The organism is Paraniabella ginsengisoli (assembly GCF_022513635.1).
Classification (GTDB): domain Bacteria; phylum Bacteroidota; class Bacteroidia; order Chitinophagales; family Chitinophagaceae; genus Niabella; species Niabella ginsengisoli.
In genome coordinates this window covers 774,305-790,319 of the sequence record NZ_JAKWBL010000004.1, presented here as the reverse complement: position 1 = coordinate 790,319, position 16,015 = coordinate 774,305, and the positions used below count along the sequence as shown (strand labels likewise).

The 16,015-nt window shown below is 38.9% G+C and carries 19 protein-coding genes and 1 pseudogene; 9 read left to right on the top strand and 11 right to left on the bottom strand.

Annotation, left to right across the window (positions count from 1 at the left end; translation table 11 throughout):
• The first annotated feature begins 2 nt into the window (after positions 1-2).
• Both mnmE and MKP09_RS21460 read left to right on the top strand, forming a co-directional pair.
• Positions 3-1,148, top strand: coding sequence for a tRNA uridine-5-carboxymethylaminomethyl(34) synthesis GTPase MnmE (gene mnmE, locus MKP09_RS21465; protein ID WP_317235468.1), 1,146 nt, complete (start codon positions 3-5; stop codon positions 1,146-1,148).
• Positions 1,149-1,239: 91 nt separating this feature from the next.
• The gene (locus tag MKP09_RS21460; protein ID WP_240832312.1) at positions 1,240-3,723 is read left to right on the top strand and encodes a carboxylesterase family protein; all 2,484 of its coding nucleotides are present in this window, start codon (positions 1,240-1,242) and stop codon (positions 3,721-3,723) included.
• 151 nt (positions 3,724-3,874) lie between these two features.
• On the opposite strand, the gene MKP09_RS21455 is transcribed toward MKP09_RS21460, so the two are convergent.
• The 6 genes from MKP09_RS21455 to MKP09_RS26830 form a co-directional block, all read right to left on the bottom strand.
• The gene (locus tag MKP09_RS21455; RefSeq protein ID WP_240832303.1) at positions 3,875-4,195 is read right to left on the bottom strand and encodes a lipoprotein; all 321 of its coding nucleotides are present in this window, start codon (positions 4,193-4,195) and stop codon (positions 3,875-3,877) included.
• A 156-nt stretch (positions 4,196-4,351) separates the two neighbouring features.
• Positions 4,352-4,750 carry a GNAT family N-acetyltransferase gene (locus MKP09_RS21450; RefSeq protein ID WP_240832302.1) on the bottom strand — a complete coding sequence of 133 codons (399 nt, stop codon included), beginning with the start codon at positions 4,748-4,750 and terminating at the stop codon, positions 4,352-4,354.
• A 182-nt stretch (positions 4,751-4,932) separates the two neighbouring features.
• Positions 4,933-5,349: a DUF1801 domain-containing protein gene (locus tag MKP09_RS21445; protein WP_240832301.1), complete on the bottom strand. Its 417-nt coding sequence runs from the start codon at positions 5,347-5,349 to the stop codon at positions 4,933-4,935.
• Positions 5,350-5,564: 215 nt separating this feature from the next.
• Complete coding sequence (locus MKP09_RS21440; RefSeq protein WP_240832300.1) at positions 5,565-6,110, bottom strand: AAA family ATPase; 546 nt, start codon at positions 6,108-6,110, stop codon at positions 5,565-5,567.
• A gap of 237 nt (positions 6,111-6,347) precedes the next feature.
• Positions 6,348-6,563, bottom strand: a complete 216-nt coding sequence (locus MKP09_RS26835; protein ID WP_317235467.1) for an ATP-binding protein — start codon at positions 6,561-6,563, stop codon at positions 6,348-6,350.
• Positions 6,560-7,675 carry a sensor histidine kinase gene (locus tag MKP09_RS26830; protein ID WP_262915562.1) on the bottom strand — a complete coding sequence of 372 codons (1,116 nt, stop codon included), beginning with the start codon at positions 7,673-7,675 and terminating at the stop codon, positions 6,560-6,562. The genes MKP09_RS26835 and MKP09_RS26830 overlap by 4 nt, the downstream gene beginning before the upstream one ends.
• Positions 7,676-8,042: 367 nt before the next feature.
• On the opposite strand from MKP09_RS26830, the gene MKP09_RS21430 reads away from it, so the two are divergent.
• From MKP09_RS21430 to MKP09_RS21405, 6 genes are all read left to right on the top strand, one after another.
• Entirely contained in the window at positions 8,043-8,399 is a 357-nt protein-coding gene (locus MKP09_RS21430; RefSeq protein ID WP_240832299.1) for a hypothetical protein, read from the top strand.
• A gap of 31 nt (positions 8,400-8,430) precedes the next feature.
• Positions 8,431-8,751 carry a GNAT family N-acetyltransferase gene (locus MKP09_RS21425; protein ID WP_240832297.1) on the top strand — a complete coding sequence of 107 codons (321 nt, stop codon included), beginning with the start codon at positions 8,431-8,433 and terminating at the stop codon, positions 8,749-8,751.
• A gap of 17 nt (positions 8,752-8,768) precedes the next feature.
• Positions 8,769-9,662 (top strand): pirin family protein, encoded by an 894-nt coding sequence (locus MKP09_RS21420; RefSeq protein WP_240832296.1) that lies wholly within the window; start codon positions 8,769-8,771, stop codon positions 9,660-9,662.
• A 38-nt stretch (positions 9,663-9,700) separates the two neighbouring features.
• Positions 9,701-9,961, top strand: a complete 261-nt coding sequence (locus MKP09_RS21415) for a YidH family protein (protein WP_240832295.1) — start codon at positions 9,701-9,703, stop codon at positions 9,959-9,961.
• Between the two features lie 138 nt (positions 9,962-10,099).
• Positions 10,100-10,516, top strand: coding sequence for a rhodanese-like domain-containing protein (locus tag MKP09_RS21410; protein WP_240832294.1), 417 nt, complete (start codon positions 10,100-10,102; stop codon positions 10,514-10,516).
• 20 nt (positions 10,517-10,536) lie between these two features.
• Entirely contained in the window at positions 10,537-10,821 is a 285-nt protein-coding gene (locus MKP09_RS21405) for a thioredoxin family protein (RefSeq protein ID WP_240832293.1), read from the top strand.
• Positions 10,822-10,875: 54 nt separating this feature from the next.
• Here the strand turns inward: MKP09_RS21405 and MKP09_RS21400 are convergent, their stop codons facing one another.
• The 5 genes and pseudogenes from MKP09_RS21400 to MKP09_RS21380 all read right to left on the bottom strand — a co-directional run bounded on the left by MKP09_RS21400 (position 10,876) and on the right by MKP09_RS21380 (position 12,960).
• Positions 10,876-11,487: an NAD(P)H-binding protein gene (locus MKP09_RS21400; RefSeq protein ID WP_240832292.1), complete on the bottom strand. Its 612-nt coding sequence runs from the start codon at positions 11,485-11,487 to the stop codon at positions 10,876-10,878.
• A gap of 17 nt (positions 11,488-11,504) precedes the next feature.
• On the bottom strand, positions 11,505-11,687 hold the full coding sequence (locus MKP09_RS21395; protein ID WP_240832291.1) for a hypothetical protein: 183 nt from the start codon (positions 11,685-11,687) through the stop codon (positions 11,505-11,507).
• 137 nt (positions 11,688-11,824) lie between these two features.
• Entirely contained in the window at positions 11,825-12,094 is a 270-nt protein-coding gene (locus MKP09_RS21390; protein WP_240833353.1) for a Gfo/Idh/MocA family protein, read from the bottom strand.
• A 78-nt stretch (positions 12,095-12,172) separates the two neighbouring features.
• Positions 12,173-12,483, bottom strand: a pseudogene (locus MKP09_RS21385) (Gfo/Idh/MocA family protein); the annotation flags it as partial.
• Between the two features lie 24 nt (positions 12,484-12,507).
• A complete protein-coding gene (locus MKP09_RS21380) occupies positions 12,508-12,960 on the bottom strand; it encodes a DUF1801 domain-containing protein (RefSeq protein ID WP_240832290.1) in 453 nt (150 codons plus the stop codon).
• Between the two features lie 166 nt (positions 12,961-13,126).
• Between MKP09_RS21380 and MKP09_RS21375 the strand changes: the two genes are divergently transcribed.
• Entirely contained in the window at positions 13,127-15,988 is a 2,862-nt protein-coding gene (locus MKP09_RS21375) for an outer membrane beta-barrel protein (RefSeq protein ID WP_240832289.1), read from the top strand.
• Positions 15,989-16,015: the final 27 nt, after the last annotated feature.

The following is a 16,015-nucleotide window of genomic DNA, read 5'->3' as shown; positions in this document are numbered from 1 at the left end:
GTATCGCTTTTTTAGGCACTAAAAGTTATACCGGAGAAAATACAGTAGAAATAAGTGGGCATGGGTCTCCTTATATTTTAGGGAAAATAATAGAAGCTGCAGTTGCTGCTGGCGCAAGATTAGCCAGGCCGGGCGAGTTTACGCAACGCGCTTTTTTGAATGGCAAATTAGATTTAGCGCAAGCCGAAGCGGTGGCCGATCTGATTGCTGCCAATAGTAAAGCCGCTCAGCAAACAGCGCTAAACCAGCTGCGTGGCGGGTTTTCGAGCGATTTAAAATTATTGCGTGATGAGCTCATCAACTTTGCCGCACTGATAGAATTGGAACTTGATTTTAGTGATGAAGATGTGGAGTTTGCTGATCGGTCTAAATTCACCGAACTTATCTCAAAGCTTAAATCTAAGGTTACTGATCTTATCAATTCTTTTCAATTAGGCAATGCTATTAAGAATGGCATCAGCGTAGCCATTATAGGCAAACCTAATGCTGGCAAAAGCACGCTGCTGAATGCGCTGCTAAATGAAGAACGCGCCATTGTTAGCGATATTGCAGGAACCACCCGCGACACGATTGAAGAAGTGCTGAACATAAACGGTGTCTTATTTAGACTGATTGATACCGCCGGTATTAGGGAACACAGTACAGACCGTATTGAAAACCTGGGTATTGAAAGAAGCAGACAAAATGCAGAAAAGGCGGATATTATTATTCATTTGATAGATGCTACCGACCAGGAAGAACAAAACTTTGATTGGTTGAATAAATTTGATGCAAAAACAATTACCGTTGTAAACAAAGTAGACGTTGCACCAAATTTTAAATTACAAACGTCAACGTATTTGCCGCTTTCTGCAAAAGAAAAATCGAATATTGATTTGCTTAAATCTAAAATGTATGATAAAGCAATTGGCTCAGAAATCAATACCGAAGCGACCATAGTTACCAATGCCCGCCACCATGAATCTCTGCAAAAAATAAATGAAAGTATTGAAGCTATTGAACAAGGCATGGAAAGTCATCTAAGCGGCGATCTGTTAACGATCGATATCAGGCGGGCGTTACATTACCTGGGTGAGATCACCGGACAAGTTGAAGTAGACCGTGATATTCTGGGGACGATATTTGGGAAGTTTTGTATTGGAAAGTAATCAGGCCATTTCTTATATCCTTTCAAGTCGTACATTTAAGAAAGATTATATCATAGAATAAATGTTTTTCTTCAAGCCCAAACCAACAAACATGAAAAAACTGCTATCTTTTTTGTTGCTTTCAATTGCAATGAATTGCGTTGCGCAAGACACTATTCGTTTTACAAAAGCATTGGCCGTTCAATCTGGAAGCCGCTATGGGCGCGAAGCCATTTACACAGATCTGTTAAGTTACCAGCTTTTCAATGGTAAGCTTAGGCCACAAGAAGATGCCTTATTTCATATTAGCGAAAACGGAGATTCGATACATTGGAAAAAAGTAGATGCCGACAGCAACGGGCGGTTTCGCATATTTGGCCGAAGAAATTTTCAACGTACCAATAACCCCTTCTTAAATCCTGGTGGCGTAGACAGAGGCGCTGATTACCTTTATCTGACTTATCAATCTCCAAAAGAACAACCTGCTTTGATTCGGGTGCAAGGCAGCGCAGCCATGTACTTCAATGGCGCGCCACACATGGGTGATCCCTATGCAGCAGGCTATATGCATATTCCGGTTCTGCTTAAAAAGGGGATTAATGAATTATATATTCGCGGCGGCAATATCTTACCTGAAATTATTCCGGTAAAAAATATAGTTAATCTGCATGTCGATGATGTTACCGCGCCTTATATTGTATTGAATCAGCAAAATGGCCTTTTAAAAATCGCTCTCGTCGTTAGCAACGCTTCTTCAAAAAATTTATCAACCCTTTCTTTAACAACTACCTTAGAAGGGAAAAAGAAAACAAGTACAATTGCAACAATACCTGCCTTCAGTACACGTAAGATCATTTTCGAAGCAGATGCTTCTTCAGTTTCTAAAACAGGTAAATACCAATGTAACGTGCTCCTTTCTGAAAGGGGAAAAACCATTGATCAAAAAAACATTACACTCGAAGCCGTTTCGCCTGAGGCACATTATGCCAGCACTTTTATCAGTCAGATAGATGGCAGTTTACAATACTTTGCAGTCGCTCCGCAGATAGGAGGCAATAAGCCCGGAAGCGCTTTATTTCTTTCTGTACATGGCGCCGGTGTAGAAGCGATTGGGCAAGCACGCGCTTATAAACCTAAAGATTGGGGAACCGTAGTGGCTGCTACTAACCGCAGGCCGAGAGGTTTTAACTGGGAAGATTGGGGGCGACAGGACGCGCTGGAAGTATTAAATATTGCACGACAAAATTTCAAACCAGATCCGCAAAGAATTTATCTCACCGGTCATTCGATGGGTGGACATGGTACCTGGTTTTTAGGTGCTACTTATCCCGATAAATGGGCGGCGATCGGACCTGCAGCAGGTTATGCATCTTTAAAAGATTACGGATCTGCAGATGGTAAAATACCCGATAGCGCACGAAGTGCAGCTGAGCAACTATTGTTAAGATCGGGCAACCAAAGTGATGTGCCTAAACTTGCTGCCAATTATAAACCTTTGGGCGTTTACATTTTGCATGGAGACAGCGACAGGGTTGTGCCGGTAACCTATGCACGACAAATGAGAGAAGTACTTGCTGGCTTTCATAAAGATTTTAGCTATTATGAATATCCCGGAGGAGAACATTGGTTTGGTGATCAAAGTGTAGATTGGCCGCCCATGTTCGAATACTTTAAATGGCATCAACTACAACCTGACAGCGTATCGAACCACATTGACTTTACAACTTCATGCCCCGGCATTTCTGCCTCTTACAAATGGGCAACAGTTTATCAGCAAATACATCCTTTGCAATACAGCAATATTAAACTCAATAGAAATCTCAGCACCAGCAATATTGAGGGTAGTACAGAAAATGTTTTATTGCTAAAACTATCTTTGAAAGATTTCGGTGGCAATAAAAATATTCAGATCATTTTAGATGATAATAAACCGCTTTCTTATATCACTAAAACATTCGCTGATAGCCTGTACCTTAAAAAGGAGGAAACCGGTTGGATTATTGCCTCTGCTCCGTCAATAAACGCAAAAAAACCTGTGCGATATGGAACTTTCAAAGAAGCATTTAATCATAACATGCTGTTTGTGGTTGGCACAACAGGCAATACGGAAGAAACAATCGTGAACAAGAATAAAGCAACCTACGATGCTGAAAGCTGGTACTATCGCGGGAACGGCGCCATAGATATTATTACTGACAAGGAATTTATATCTTCTAAATACACTGGGAGAAATATTATTCTTTACGGCAATGCCGATAACAACAGCGCCTGGAAAACCCTGCTAAGTAATAGCCCGATACAAGTAAAAAGAAACCAGGCCAGCGCCGGTGAACTAAAATGGAATGGTGACAATCTTGCCGGATACTTTGTATGGCCTCAAAAAGACCCTGAATTGCTGGTAGGCGTTGTGGCAGCAACCGGAATCAAAGGAATGAAAGCCACTTACGCCAATCAATACTTTGCAGGCGGTAGCGGCTTTCCGGATTTTATTATTTTTTCTGATTTGATGTTAAAAGACGGCGCTAATAGAATTAAACTAACCGGCTTTTTTGATAACGACTGGAAACTCAGCGAATCAGAAATGGTACACCAATAGCTCTTATTTTTTATTCAAAACAACAGCACCTTCATGTTTTTTATCTACAATCAACATCAAAAAGGATGTTGCGTAAAGCTTTGCTCTTCGCCTTCCATTACCGAATAATCAAGAATAATATTACCATCTTGCTGGCTTAATGCTAATGGTTTTATTTCTGTTTTTTATTGGTCGCGTTGTGATCAACAATAATCACATACTCTTTCGAAAAATCAATCTTAGTAGGTGTACCATTTTCGCCCATCACAGAAGCGGCACCGAAATATGTATCAAATTCCGCCTGGTCTTTTACAGATGAGGGAACTGCGGTTACATCATTCTTGATGAAATACTTTTCTGCAATTTTATATCTAACAGCAGTTCCGGTACTATCTGATTTTTCGGTGGTATCTGTAGCAGTTGTTTTGCTTTGGTTTCCTGAGCATGAAGCAATAACAGCCATAATCAAAAAATAAAAAAATGTCTTTTTCATAGTTTATAATTTTAATAAATAATAGAAAATGTAATTGCTAGCTTAATAGTTTTTCAAAAGCCTTTCTGGGTGCGCCTCGCAGCATTACTTCTCCGCAATATATATAATTTAATTTATTTAAGATATGCAGCATAGCCATGTTATCAAAATTGGTATCTACCTTAATACTGAATACCTGATGCGCTTTTGCAAAATGTTCCATCTCCCTAAAAAGAGCGTAGCTATACCCTGGCCTAACACTTTATTTGAAACAGCTACGCGATGTACCACAAGGAAATCTTCATTGGTAAGCCAGGCGCCGTCAATATTGTCATAAGCCGGTTCATCATTAAATATTAGAGCAGCGTATGCGATTACTTTATTCTCATTAGCAAGTACATAACCACAGTTGCTTTTTATGTCTTCCCGGATCGTCTCAGGATTAGGATATCCATCCTGCCATTGCTTACTTCCATCCAACCTTCGGCGCTCTATAGCTTCCTGCAAAATCTCCCAAATGGCTGCTGCATCTGCTTCTACGGCAGGTCTTAATTTTATCTGTTCCACTTTCGTCATGCTTTTTTATTAAATCAGCAGTAAATATAAAGCATCGATCTTCCGCCAATTGGCGGACCGTTCAACAGCAGTACATATCTGATCCCACATAAACGATACTGGTCAAACGGAGACCGTCAGACCGGTTAACAACACAGCGCACCCGACACTGTCAACTCAGAACCGTCATCTCTCAACTAAACTCAACCCCACATTGCTTTTGTTTCCTTCAGCGAAATCTTTATAAGCTTTTCCAATACTTTCAAATCAAGATCTTCCAGCTTTTTAAAATAAATGCAAGCCACGCTTGTTTTTATTTTACCAAGTTTTTTCAGCAACTCGTTTTGCGCAGCGCTATCACAACTTAAAATATATAATGAGAATTTATCTTTTCTTGGCGAAAATCCTATCCGGCAGGCATCACCTTCGCGGCCAGTTGCATATTTGTAATGATAGCTTCCAAAACCAACAATGGAAGGGCCCCACATGGTGGCTTTTTCACCCGACAATCGTTCCATAATTTCTATCAGCTTAAAACTGTCGTCTATCTTTTTAGGATCAGCTTTTCTGATAAACGCTTCTACCTTTTCTTCTGTAGGTTTTGTTTTGTTTTCGCTCATAATAAAAAATTTAAGCAGGAAGTAACAATAACTTTTAAGTAAAATTGAAATTACACAAAACAACGCATGTGTAATCTGTTTAATCAGACGAAGCATAGATTTGTCGTAGCTTAAATAGGATCAGATATGTACTGCTGTTGAACCGAGCGTGGCAATTTCGATGCCATCTATTTACTGATGACCTTAAAAAAATATACTTAATCAGGTAAACGCATTTATTTCTTGATGTGTTCTAAAACAAAAGCCATTCTCTTTTCAACCGTCTCTTTTGGCACTTCAATGGTTTTATAGCCGAAGTCATGATACGTTTGTTTCATTTTATCGAAAGTATAAACGGCTTCTTCCCATTGTTGTTTTCTCTCGCTATCGGTTTTATAAATTTCTTTCCACGGAGGAAGAATAAATACCTGCTTATTATATCTACATGCTGCCAATTCTACATCTATATTTTGCGGCAGTAAAATATTTTCCATGATCATATAACAAACAGCATCCAATATACTCCGATCAAAAAACACAACGTCCTGGCTTTGCACATTTTGGTAAGATCGTTTAGCCGCTTCGTACATATAAATGGCATATTTACTTTTATCAAGCCATGGCAACGCATCTCCGCTTGATGCAAGTTGCTCCTTTATGATTCGCCTTGCATCTTCGGGTACCGTTGTAAACCCGTAAATGTTAAGGTGTCGCAACAATGTTGTTTTACCTACTCCGGGACCACCTGTGATAATATAATATTTACTGAATTGTTCGCGCATAAATTTACAACGAGAAGGAAAGCCTGCCACGGTTTTAGAATAGGAGTTGTTTAAACTTATTTTTTACCACATAGAAACATAGGTTTTTATGATAAACAGGAAACATAAATACACATAATCGTTCATTTTCCAGAGGCTATGTTCCGCCTACGGCGGATATATATATATCCTCAAATGAAGAAAATGCTATGTTTCTATGTGTTTTATAAAAAAGTCTAAACATGTTCATAGATAATACTAAAATTGCAGTTTTCCCACTTCTAAATAATTCTCCTGAGGAATGGCGCGGACAAGGCTTGTTGCAGGAAGCACTAAAGAAAAGGTAGTGCCATTATTTCTTGCACTTAAAAAAGTTAAACGGCCTTCCATAATACCTGTAAATTCTTTGCAAAGCATTAGTCCAAGTCCGGTGCCTTTTTCGGAAGCCGTACCACGTCGCGATCCAGACTCTATGGAAAAAGATTTGCCTGCAAGGTTTCTGGGATGCCTATGCCGTCATCTTTTACTACGATTGTACAATCATCACCCTCAACAACTGCCGACAACCATACATTACCTCCATTGGGTGTGAATTTTATAGCATTCATTAGCAGGTTACGAATAACAAGCGCAAGCATCTGAGCATCTGCTTTTACAGCTATTTCTTTTGGAAGATCAACCCATAATGAGACCTGCTTTCTGTAACTCACGCTTCGCGCCACTTCAACTATATGATGTAAGGCATCTTCCACAAACAACTCCTGCAGATCTGCACGAAAATTGTGTCCCTGACTTTTTGTCCATGCAAGAATGTTCGACAACATTAGCGATGTGTTTTTTGTCATGGTAAGTAGCTGGTTATTCATCTCTTTTTGCTCGGCTTCATCCAGATCAAAATCAGCCAGCAATTCAAGGTAACCTTGTAAAGAAGCCAGTGGCTCTTTTAAATCGTGCCCTAAAATAGACAACAATTTATTTTTAGTATGGTTGGCTTGTTGCAACGCGGCAGATTGCGCGATCAGTTCTTCACGCTGTTTGTTGTATGCTTTTCTTACATATCCGGCAATTAATAAAGCAAAGGCGGCAATGGCGCAATAAGAAAATACCAGGTCAACGAATTGACTCGTTTTATCCTGATAACTCATTCCGATTGTTCCAGGTTTAAAAAATTCTACAGCCATCAATGCCGTAATTAACAGAATATTGAGCGGCAACCAGATATAATATTGGCGCGGAGGTATTATAACAACTGAAACCAAAAATGCAAGAAGGAACATGGTATATGTTGGCCCTTCTATACCCGAATTGTAATAATAATTACCTATCAAGGCAACGCATACAAATATTTGAAATATCAGAACGCTAACTTTCTGCAACCCCTTGAACCGCGACATATAATAAAGCAACGTAGTTACAGCCACAACTATTGTCAGCAGGACAGATAATTCAGGCATTTGCAAAAAATAATTAATAGGTACACTTATGGAAAGGCAAAATATAACAGCTAAGCATATTGCATGGAAAATGCGGGCTTCAAGTGTAAAGGAATCTTTCTTACCAATCAACCAATTCCAATAGCGATTCATAAAAGTTATTTATAAGGACTTAAAAAGCAGTCTTCACGTAAGAAAACCGATGGTGTTTCTGGTGTTTTTATCTTAATTACTACCCGACTGTCGGGACGGGCAGAAATCCGATGGCTATCGATTCACCATAAACATGATCCGAGTTCTTTGTTCAATTTTGAGGGCTTAAAGATACTTCATTTAAACTGATAACGTTGGCCTTGTTCGAACGATTTTCCCCTGGACATCTTTCAGTATTTACGCTTAATCTATGTTAATTCAATAGTTTGGTGTATTTGGTACATTCGTTTTGAAAACAGGAGGATGAAATCATGAAATGGAGCATAAGAAAATATTCATTTCATAATGAAAATCAAAAAACAAACACATGAAAACTTTAAAAGCATATGCTATAGTTAATGCTACAACCAACCTGGATAGTTTTAAAAAGATCATCGAAAGCTTTGACGCGCTTTCTTTAATTTATGAAACCCAGGCAGAGTCCGCTATTTCAGCGTTTAATCATAATAGTTTTGATTTGCTTATTATTGACAAAGCATTACCGCATGAAGATTATAATAAGTTACATAAAATAGCAGATGTTTTGCATCCTGATGCAGCATTGGTTGCTTTCGTAATGACCGACGAAGAGTACATTCGATATAAACTCGCCGGATTAATGGCCAAATGGATGGAAGCTAATACCGAGCGTAAGACAAACTTCATAGATGATCCAAAAATGTGATTACAACTTTCTTAACTATTTAAATAAAAACATGAAGCCTGAATTTGAAAATATTTCACTTAAAAAGGATGACGATAAAAAGCATTTTGAACTAGAAGTAAATGGACATACTGCTTTTATTGAATACGATGTTGATGAAGATAGTATCGTTTCATTAATTCATACCGAAGCTCCGACAGAGCTGGCTGGTACAGGGGCGGCCGCAGCTTTGGTTGAAAAAACCTTTTTATTACTTGAAGTGGAGAATAAAGAAATACAACCTTTTTGTCCATACATTTTTGCATATATTAAAAAACATCCCGAATGGAAACGCCTTGTATATAAAGGCTTTCCGGGATACCATCGTTTATAACTTCTTAAATAAATGCTATGTCTAATATAGGAATGATACTTGAAGAAAAAGCGGCCAATATCGGAAACTTCCTTGTTGGTCGCCTGCTTCCCTTTCGCGAAAAGCGATCGGTTGGGCCATTTGTATTTATCGATCACATGGGGCCGGTTTATATGAAAGATTATCAAAACCTTGATGTACCGCCTCATCCGCATATTGGCCTTTCAACACTTACTTATTTGTTTGAAGGATCTATCTTTCATCGCGACAGCATAGGCAGTGCTGTAGAAATTAAGCCGGGCGCAGTAAACTGGATGACCGCTGGTAAAGGCGTTGTTCATTCTGAAAGAACTCCGGAACACCTGCGCCATGCCGATAAAAGTTTGCATGGTTTTCAAATATGGGTGGGCCTTCCAAAACACCTTGAACAAGAAGAACCTTCTTTCCATCATACAGAAGCAGAAAATATTCCAACATGGAAAGATGGAGACATTGCATACAAACTAATAGCCGGTGAAGTATTTGGAAGAAAGTCTCCGGTGCCGGTGCATAGCAAATTATTTTTTATTGAAATAAAAAGCAGCAGCGAACAAACTATTAGCATTGGTAACGACCTGTTTGGCGAAGCTGCAATGTATGTACTTGATGGCACCGTTACCATCGAAGGCAATAATTACGGATCTAAACAATTATTAATTGCAAAAAACGCCAAGCTTTGTGAATTCACAATTGCGGCAAATAGCACCGTATATTTATTCGGAGGAGCTCCTTTTGATGAACCGAGGTATATTTACTGGAACTTTGTAAGCTCTGATAAAGAAACGATAGAGAACGCAAAAAGAAATTGGACAGATCAAAATTTAGAAGCCTTTCCTAAAGTACCGGGCGACGAACAGGATTTTGTTCCGCTACCGCAGCCCAATAGAGGATAAAACTTTTCGATGGTGTAGATACACTCTAAACTTTTTATATGGCAACAACTCCTGCTAAAAAAACTAATGACCACCTGGCTAATGAAAGAACTTTTCTTGCATGGATACGCACAGCCATTGGTATAATGGGTTTTGGATTTGTAGTTGTAAAATTTTCAATGTTTGTAAAACAAGTTTCCATAATGTTAGGGCATGAAACAGTTGTTCAACAAAAAGGGCATTCGGCCGTTATAGGTGTTGTATTGGTTGCAATTGGTGCACTTACATCGTTGCTTGCGTTTATCAATTATAAAAAATAAAACGCCAGATAGATACAGAGGTTTACAGCGGATCAGCACCTTTAATACCAGTACTCACCTGTTGTATTATATTTATAAGCGCATTGCTGATATGGTATCTGATCGAAAGTGTGCAATAGATATTAAATTTTGATACGAATGAAAAACATTACTTCTATTATATATATACTTTTTTCTTTTTTGTTGATTGGTTGCGCAGATGCACAACAGCAGAATAACACATTAGAAGCAACCGCATTTAGTGAAAAAATAAAAGCTACGCCCGATGCAGTTGTGCTGGATGTGCGCACGCCACAGGAGTTTGCAAAAGGCCATTTACCGAGTGCGATCAATTACGATTGGAATGATAAAAACTTCCAGTCGCAAGTTGCTGCCCTGGATAAATCGAAGCCTTTATTCGTCTATTGTTTAAGTGGTGGAAGAAGTTCAAAAGCGGCTGAAACCCTCCGCAGCAAAGGGTTTAAACATGTTTATGAGCTAAATGGCGGCATCATGAAATGGCGTTCGGCTCAATTACCTGAAGAAAAAATAATCCATCAAATGTTGATGAACTGACAAAAGCACAGTTTGATGCATTGACAACATCAGATAGTTTAGTGCTGATTGATTTTTATGCAGAATGGTGTGGGCCATGTAAAAAAATGGAACCTTATCTTAAGGAGATAGCTGTCGATATGAAAGACAGAGTGAAAGTGATCCGTTTAGACGTGGACGCCAATCAGCAGTTGGCCAAAGAATTAAACATTGAAGAGTTACCAATTTTGCATCTTTATAAAAACAAAGAACTGGTTTGGTCAAACAAAGGCTATATTGGCAAAGAAGAGGTTTTAAAAAAATTAAACAAAGAACTTTCTATCTAACTTTCAGGTTTATCAGATTTTATACTTTCACTTCCTTTAATATCCGGCCAGACTCTATGATCTCTGCTGCTGCATGATTTTTTTAGCATACTCCAGCATTAACATCGCTAATTTTTTAACCGGCAATGGCGCCATTTTATTGAACAAGCCAAAACGGTTAAAAACTTTCAATACAGATTCGCTTATCTTTTCTCCCATCCTGTCAGTTGCTGGCCTCGATAATAAGCCAGGCCTGAAAATAATCAGCGAGTGAAACTTTAATTGTTGAATCGCATGTTCTAATGCGCCTTTCATTCTTGAATAAAACACAAGGGATTTTTCATTTGCCATACCAGCAGAAATCAATATAAATTTTGCAATATTATTTTCTTTCGCCGCTTTTGCGAAAGCATACTGATATTCATAATCTACTTTATATTGTGCTTCTTTACTGCCTGCAGCTTTTAAAGTAGTGCCTAAGCAGGAAAATGCAACATCTCCCATAACAAGATGCTGCCATGTTTCTGTTCGGTCAAAATCGACAATATGGGCAATGAGTTTTTTATGCCTTACCGGCAAATTTTTTCGTACCAGCGCTACTACTTCGGTCACTATTTCATCCTGTAAAAGCAGTTGCAATAATTCATTTCCTGTAGCGCCTGTGGCACCTATTAGTACAGTTTTCATTATGTTTGATTAAATCGTTACCAATTCCGACTTGTAAATTCATCCATCAACATTAGCGTTTCTACACCAATGTCTCCGCTACAAGGGTTTTCTCCATCGCCCAAAAAATAGTTGACCACTTTTTGTATCATCGGTTGTTGCACATGTTCAACAGTTTCAAATTCCATTACCTGATTGGTTCCACGTTTAGTAACGGTCAAGATATTTCCGAAGAAACCGAAATTTATGCTTCCTTCAGATCCAAAAATAGTACAGCTATCTACAGCGTCCTGTTCAGCTACATTAAAACACCAGGTACCATTAAAAAGAATATCATTATCGAAAGTGATAATGCCACTTACCAGATCATCCGAAGCATTTGTTTTACGTTGATTGGCTGCAAACCCTTTCCACGCTTCGCAGTTCCAAATAAATATAACATCATATCTAATTGATGAGGAGCCAGGTCATGAAATAAACCTCCGCCCGACAGCGCCGGGTCGATGCGCCAATTATCTTCACTGTTTGCGATCAGGTTAGCGGATGCACTTTGCAGCAAATGTAATTGTACAAAAGATATATCGCCAATCGCTCTTTCAGACAACAGGCTTTTTATCTTTAAAAACATTGGAAGCCGCCTCCGATAATGTGCTACAGAAAGTTTTACACCCTTTTGTTTTGCATACTCATTCATTTGTTTGGCTTCAACCAAATTCATCGCCATAGGCTTTTCTACATACACTGGTTTTCCGGCATCGATAGCGGCCAGCGCATAAGCCAGGTGTGTGGAAGGGGTGTTGCTACATAAATAGCATTTACATCAGGGTCGCTTATTAGTTGTTGCGCATCGCTGTACCACTTTTCAACATTATGCCTTTTAGCATAATCTGCTGCTTTATCAGGGCTGCGCCTCATTACGGCTACTAAGTTTGAATACGGCACTTTATTGAAAGCGGGACCACTCTTTACTTCAGTAACATCTCCACAACCAATAATACCCCATTTTACCTCATTCATACTTTCTTTTTTTCGTCAATTTGATTATTTAAGTCGTTCTAATACACCTTTACGTTTTACTATATTTTTATAATCCCATTGAATATCGGTTGCTTTTTTCAACCATCTTTTTAAATCCTTTTTATTAATCTGTTTCTTTAATGTATAAGTAATAGATGCATCTTTAAACTTTCCGGTTCCCGGCTTCAGGTCGGCCTCTTCAAAATCGACACCGCTCCAAAACATTAAACGTATTCCATTTTTTAGTTTGCTATATCCTGCAATTGGATTTCCATCTAAAAACCACACAGGATGTGAATGCCATATCTTGCTTTCCGATTGAGGCAACACATTATTTATCTGAATAGCCAATTCCTCGCAAATCAATTTTTCTTCGCCAGATTGAGATTCATTATACGCCTGTATTTCGTGATTCATATCGCCATTTATGTGGTAAAATACACCATTTATAAAAAGATAACGCAATAAGTGTAACATTCTGATGATTTTTACGATTACCAGTTGTGACTGTTATATGTACTTCACTTGCTGTTGGCTGTTTACAATATGCTTTTCGCCGTGCTTTTTTAACCGTTCATCGGCAATTGGTTGTTTCGCGTGCGATGTACAAATAGCTTTATCAATTTATAATTTATAATCCTCTATGACACTTTCAGGTTGGCTTTTAATTAATAATACAGGGGCTTTATCAAGATATTTTCTACCTTTTGCCATTGCCTTGGCGCTTGCTTTTTCTGCATCCAACACTTATGCACAAGGTTCGGTAAAGGGGAAGTTGGTAGATGTCAATACGCAAAAACCGCTGTATATGGCTACCGTAACGGTTTTCAAAGCAACCGATACCTCAATGGTTACTTACCGGCTTAGCGCAGAAGACGGGAGTTTCAGGCTGCCTGGCATTTCTTCCGACATACCTTACCGTTTAATCGTATCTTTTTCGGGCTATGCAGTACATAGAAAAGAATTTCAACTTTCAGCAGACAGTCTTGATCAGGACCTGGGAACCGTTTCTATGGAGCCTTCAGCTACTCAACTGGACGAAGTGCTGGTAATTGCAGAACGGCCTCCCATGTCTATCAGAAAAGATACCGTTGAATTTAATGCCAACGCTTTCAAAACCTTGCCAAACGCGCTTGTAGAAGACCTGCTTAAAAAACTGCCTGGTGTGCAGGTTGATAAGCAGGGAAATATTATGGTAAATGGTAAACGCGTCAATCGGATTTTGGTAGATGGAAAAAATTTCTTTGGCAGCGATCCCAAAATGGCTTCGCGAAATTTGCCATCAAACGTTATTGATAAGATACAGGTAACTGACGATAAAGACGAATTATTGGAAAGAGGCGATGATAATCTGAATAATGTAGGGAAGGTCATCAATCTTACTTTTAAAAAAGGCGTTAAAAAGGGATTATTTGGAAAGGCTTATGCAGGTGGAGGAAGTGGCATCAACGGAGATCGTTTTGAAGGAGGTGCCATAGCAAATATATTCAGAGATACATTGCAGGTAAGTCTTTTAGGATATACCAACAACTTAAACCGCCCTGGCTTTGGCTGGGCCGACCTAATGCAAACTGGTGGATTGCAGCGCAACCGAGATGTTAGCGGTGGCGGTAACAATAGCAGTAATAATTCTAATTTCGGATCGAACATTTCTATCAATGGCATCAACTTTGGGGGGATGTCGCGTATGGGTGGCGTTACAACAAGCAGTGGACTTGGATTCAATCTTAATCACTCTCCTAATAATAAAAAGTCATTTTTTGCACAGTATTATTTGGGACATGTAAAAACCGATCTTGAAACTAACAATTCTACAAAAATTTTCAAAGGCGATACGGTAGTTACAAATGCTTCCTTATACAACGCAGCAGTAAAAGGGATTACGCATACTTTGGGTGTAGGCCTGAACCTTAAGCCAGATACCTTAACAACGATAACGGCAACGGCTAATTACATACTGGCAGATGAACGTACCAATAGCACCAATAATCAAAGTGGCATCAATAACTTCAGAGGTAACCTGAACGAAGGCGCTGTAAATATTAATGGAGAAACGGGCAACGATATATTTAGGGAGAACTTTTCATTGACACGCTTGTCCAAAAAGAAAACCGGAAGGCGTATATCTTTTGCACAAGGCCTTACGTGGAATAACCGATCGGTGGATAATTATACAGATGCACGGATCAATTATATATACCCTAATCCATTTGACAGCCTTACCAATCAACTAAGACAGGAGCGGGTGCCGACATGGTTTGCTTTTGCAGGTATTAACTACCGCGAACCTTTGAGCAAAAAATTATTCCTACGTGCAGGCGCCAGGTATGAGTATGAGAATCTGAAGAATGACATTTTAACTTTTGATAAAGGCAACACAGCATACGATCAAAGAAATGACGACCTGAGTAGCGGCTTCTCCCGCAGCGGCAATCGCTATGCTTTAAGTACCGGGTTAGAGTTTAAACATAAAGATCTTGCCATAACTCCGGGCGTACGTTATCAATATCAACAATTTGACAACCAGCTTTCTGTTTTATCAACACCGGTTATACAGAAACTCAATAATATATTACCTCAACTGGAAATAACTTATAAAAAACTAACGGTTAACTATACAAGAGAAATCGTGCTGCCCGACTATTACTACATGATCCCTGTGAGAAACAACACCAATCCCTATTTGGTTAATTTAGGAAATACAAATCTTTTACCTGCTGTTATGGATAGAGTTTATGTCAATCTAAATACATTCAATCCAAAAAATAATCTTAACGTGTGGAGTTGGGCAGAAGCCTGGGTGGCCGATGATGACGTGGTACAAAGTATTACTTTGGATGAAAGCGGCATTCAAACGATCATGCCGGTTAACGCGGATGGAAGCAAACGTATCGCGGCCAACTTTGGGTTAAACCAGGATATCAAATATAAGAACAGCTTTACTTTTTCATGGAATGTAGGCACCTGGACTGAATATAGACAAAACCTGTTCTTTTACAATAATGAACCCAGTACGCAAAAAAGGTTGATCAGTAATATATGGAGTAATTTAGGTTTTAACTGGAACGATAAACTGGAATTGAGCCCGGCTTATTCATTTTCCTATTTGAATGTCCGAAACAGCAACCCTTTATTTACGCCACAAAGCAGCTTTGATCAAACAATAGGAATTGAAGCTGTTATGCGTTATATCAAGCATGTAATCTTTGATACAGAATTACGCTATCTCAATAATAATGCTTTCGCAAATCCTGAATATCGCAAAATGTTTATGTGGAATGCTGGTGTAAATTTCACTTTTTTCAAAGACGAAAGAGCGGTGTTAAGAATATTTGCGAACGACTTACTGAACCAAACCAGAAATACGGATATTATTCCCAATCAAAATACGATCAGAACAACTTACAGTAATATCATTGGGCAATATTTTATGGCCACTTTTACATACAACCTGCGCCCGTCGGGAGCTAAAGGAAAAGTTGGTGGCGGTTGGTCGTTGTGGTAGCTTAGGATGTTTGTCAAAATAGCTTAC

Excerpts from the sequence above, each read along its gene's own strand:
- MKP09_RS21460 (WP_240832312.1), top strand. The coding sequence starts at position 1,240 with ATGAAAAAACTGCTATCTTTTTTGTTGCTTTCAATTGCAATGAATTGC.
- MKP09_RS21455 (WP_240832303.1), bottom strand. The coding sequence starts at position 4,195 with ATGAAAAAGACATTTTTTTATTTTTTGATTATGGCTGTTATTGCTTCA.
- MKP09_RS21450 (WP_240832302.1), bottom strand. The coding sequence starts at position 4,750 with ATGACGAAAGTGGAACAGATAAAATTAAGACCTGCCGTAGAAGCAGAT.
- MKP09_RS21445 (WP_240832301.1), bottom strand. The coding sequence starts at position 5,349 with ATGAGCGAAAACAAAACAAAACCTACAGAAGAAAAGGTAGAAGCGTTT.
- MKP09_RS21440 (WP_240832300.1), bottom strand. The coding sequence starts at position 6,110 with ATGCGCGAACAATTCAGTAAATATTATATTATCACAGGTGGTCCCGGA.
- MKP09_RS26830 (WP_262915562.1), bottom strand. The coding sequence starts at position 7,675 with ATGAATCGCTATTGGAATTGGTTGATTGGTAAGAAAGATTCCTTTACA.
- MKP09_RS21430 (WP_240832299.1), top strand. The coding sequence starts at position 8,043 with ATGAAAACTTTAAAAGCATATGCTATAGTTAATGCTACAACCAACCTG.
- MKP09_RS21425 (WP_240832297.1), top strand. The coding sequence starts at position 8,431 with ATGAAGCCTGAATTTGAAAATATTTCACTTAAAAAGGATGACGATAAA.
- MKP09_RS21420 (WP_240832296.1), top strand. The coding sequence starts at position 8,769 with ATGTCTAATATAGGAATGATACTTGAAGAAAAAGCGGCCAATATCGGA.
- MKP09_RS21415 (WP_240832295.1), top strand. The coding sequence starts at position 9,701 with ATGGCAACAACTCCTGCTAAAAAAACTAATGACCACCTGGCTAATGAA.
- MKP09_RS21410 (WP_240832294.1), top strand. The coding sequence starts at position 10,100 with ATGAAAAACATTACTTCTATTATATATATACTTTTTTCTTTTTTGTTG.
- MKP09_RS21400 (WP_240832292.1), bottom strand. The coding sequence starts at position 11,487 with ATGAAAACTGTACTAATAGGTGCCACAGGCGCTACAGGAAATGAATTA.
- MKP09_RS21390 (WP_240833353.1), bottom strand. The coding sequence starts at position 12,094 with ATGTTTTTAAAGATAAAAAGCCTGTTGTCTGAAAGAGCGATTGGCGAT.
- MKP09_RS21380 (WP_240832290.1), bottom strand. The coding sequence starts at position 12,960 with ATGTTACACTTATTGCGTTATCTTTTTATAAATGGTGTATTTTACCAC.
- MKP09_RS21375 (WP_240832289.1), top strand. The coding sequence starts at position 13,127 with ATGACACTTTCAGGTTGGCTTTTAATTAATAATACAGGGGCTTTATCA.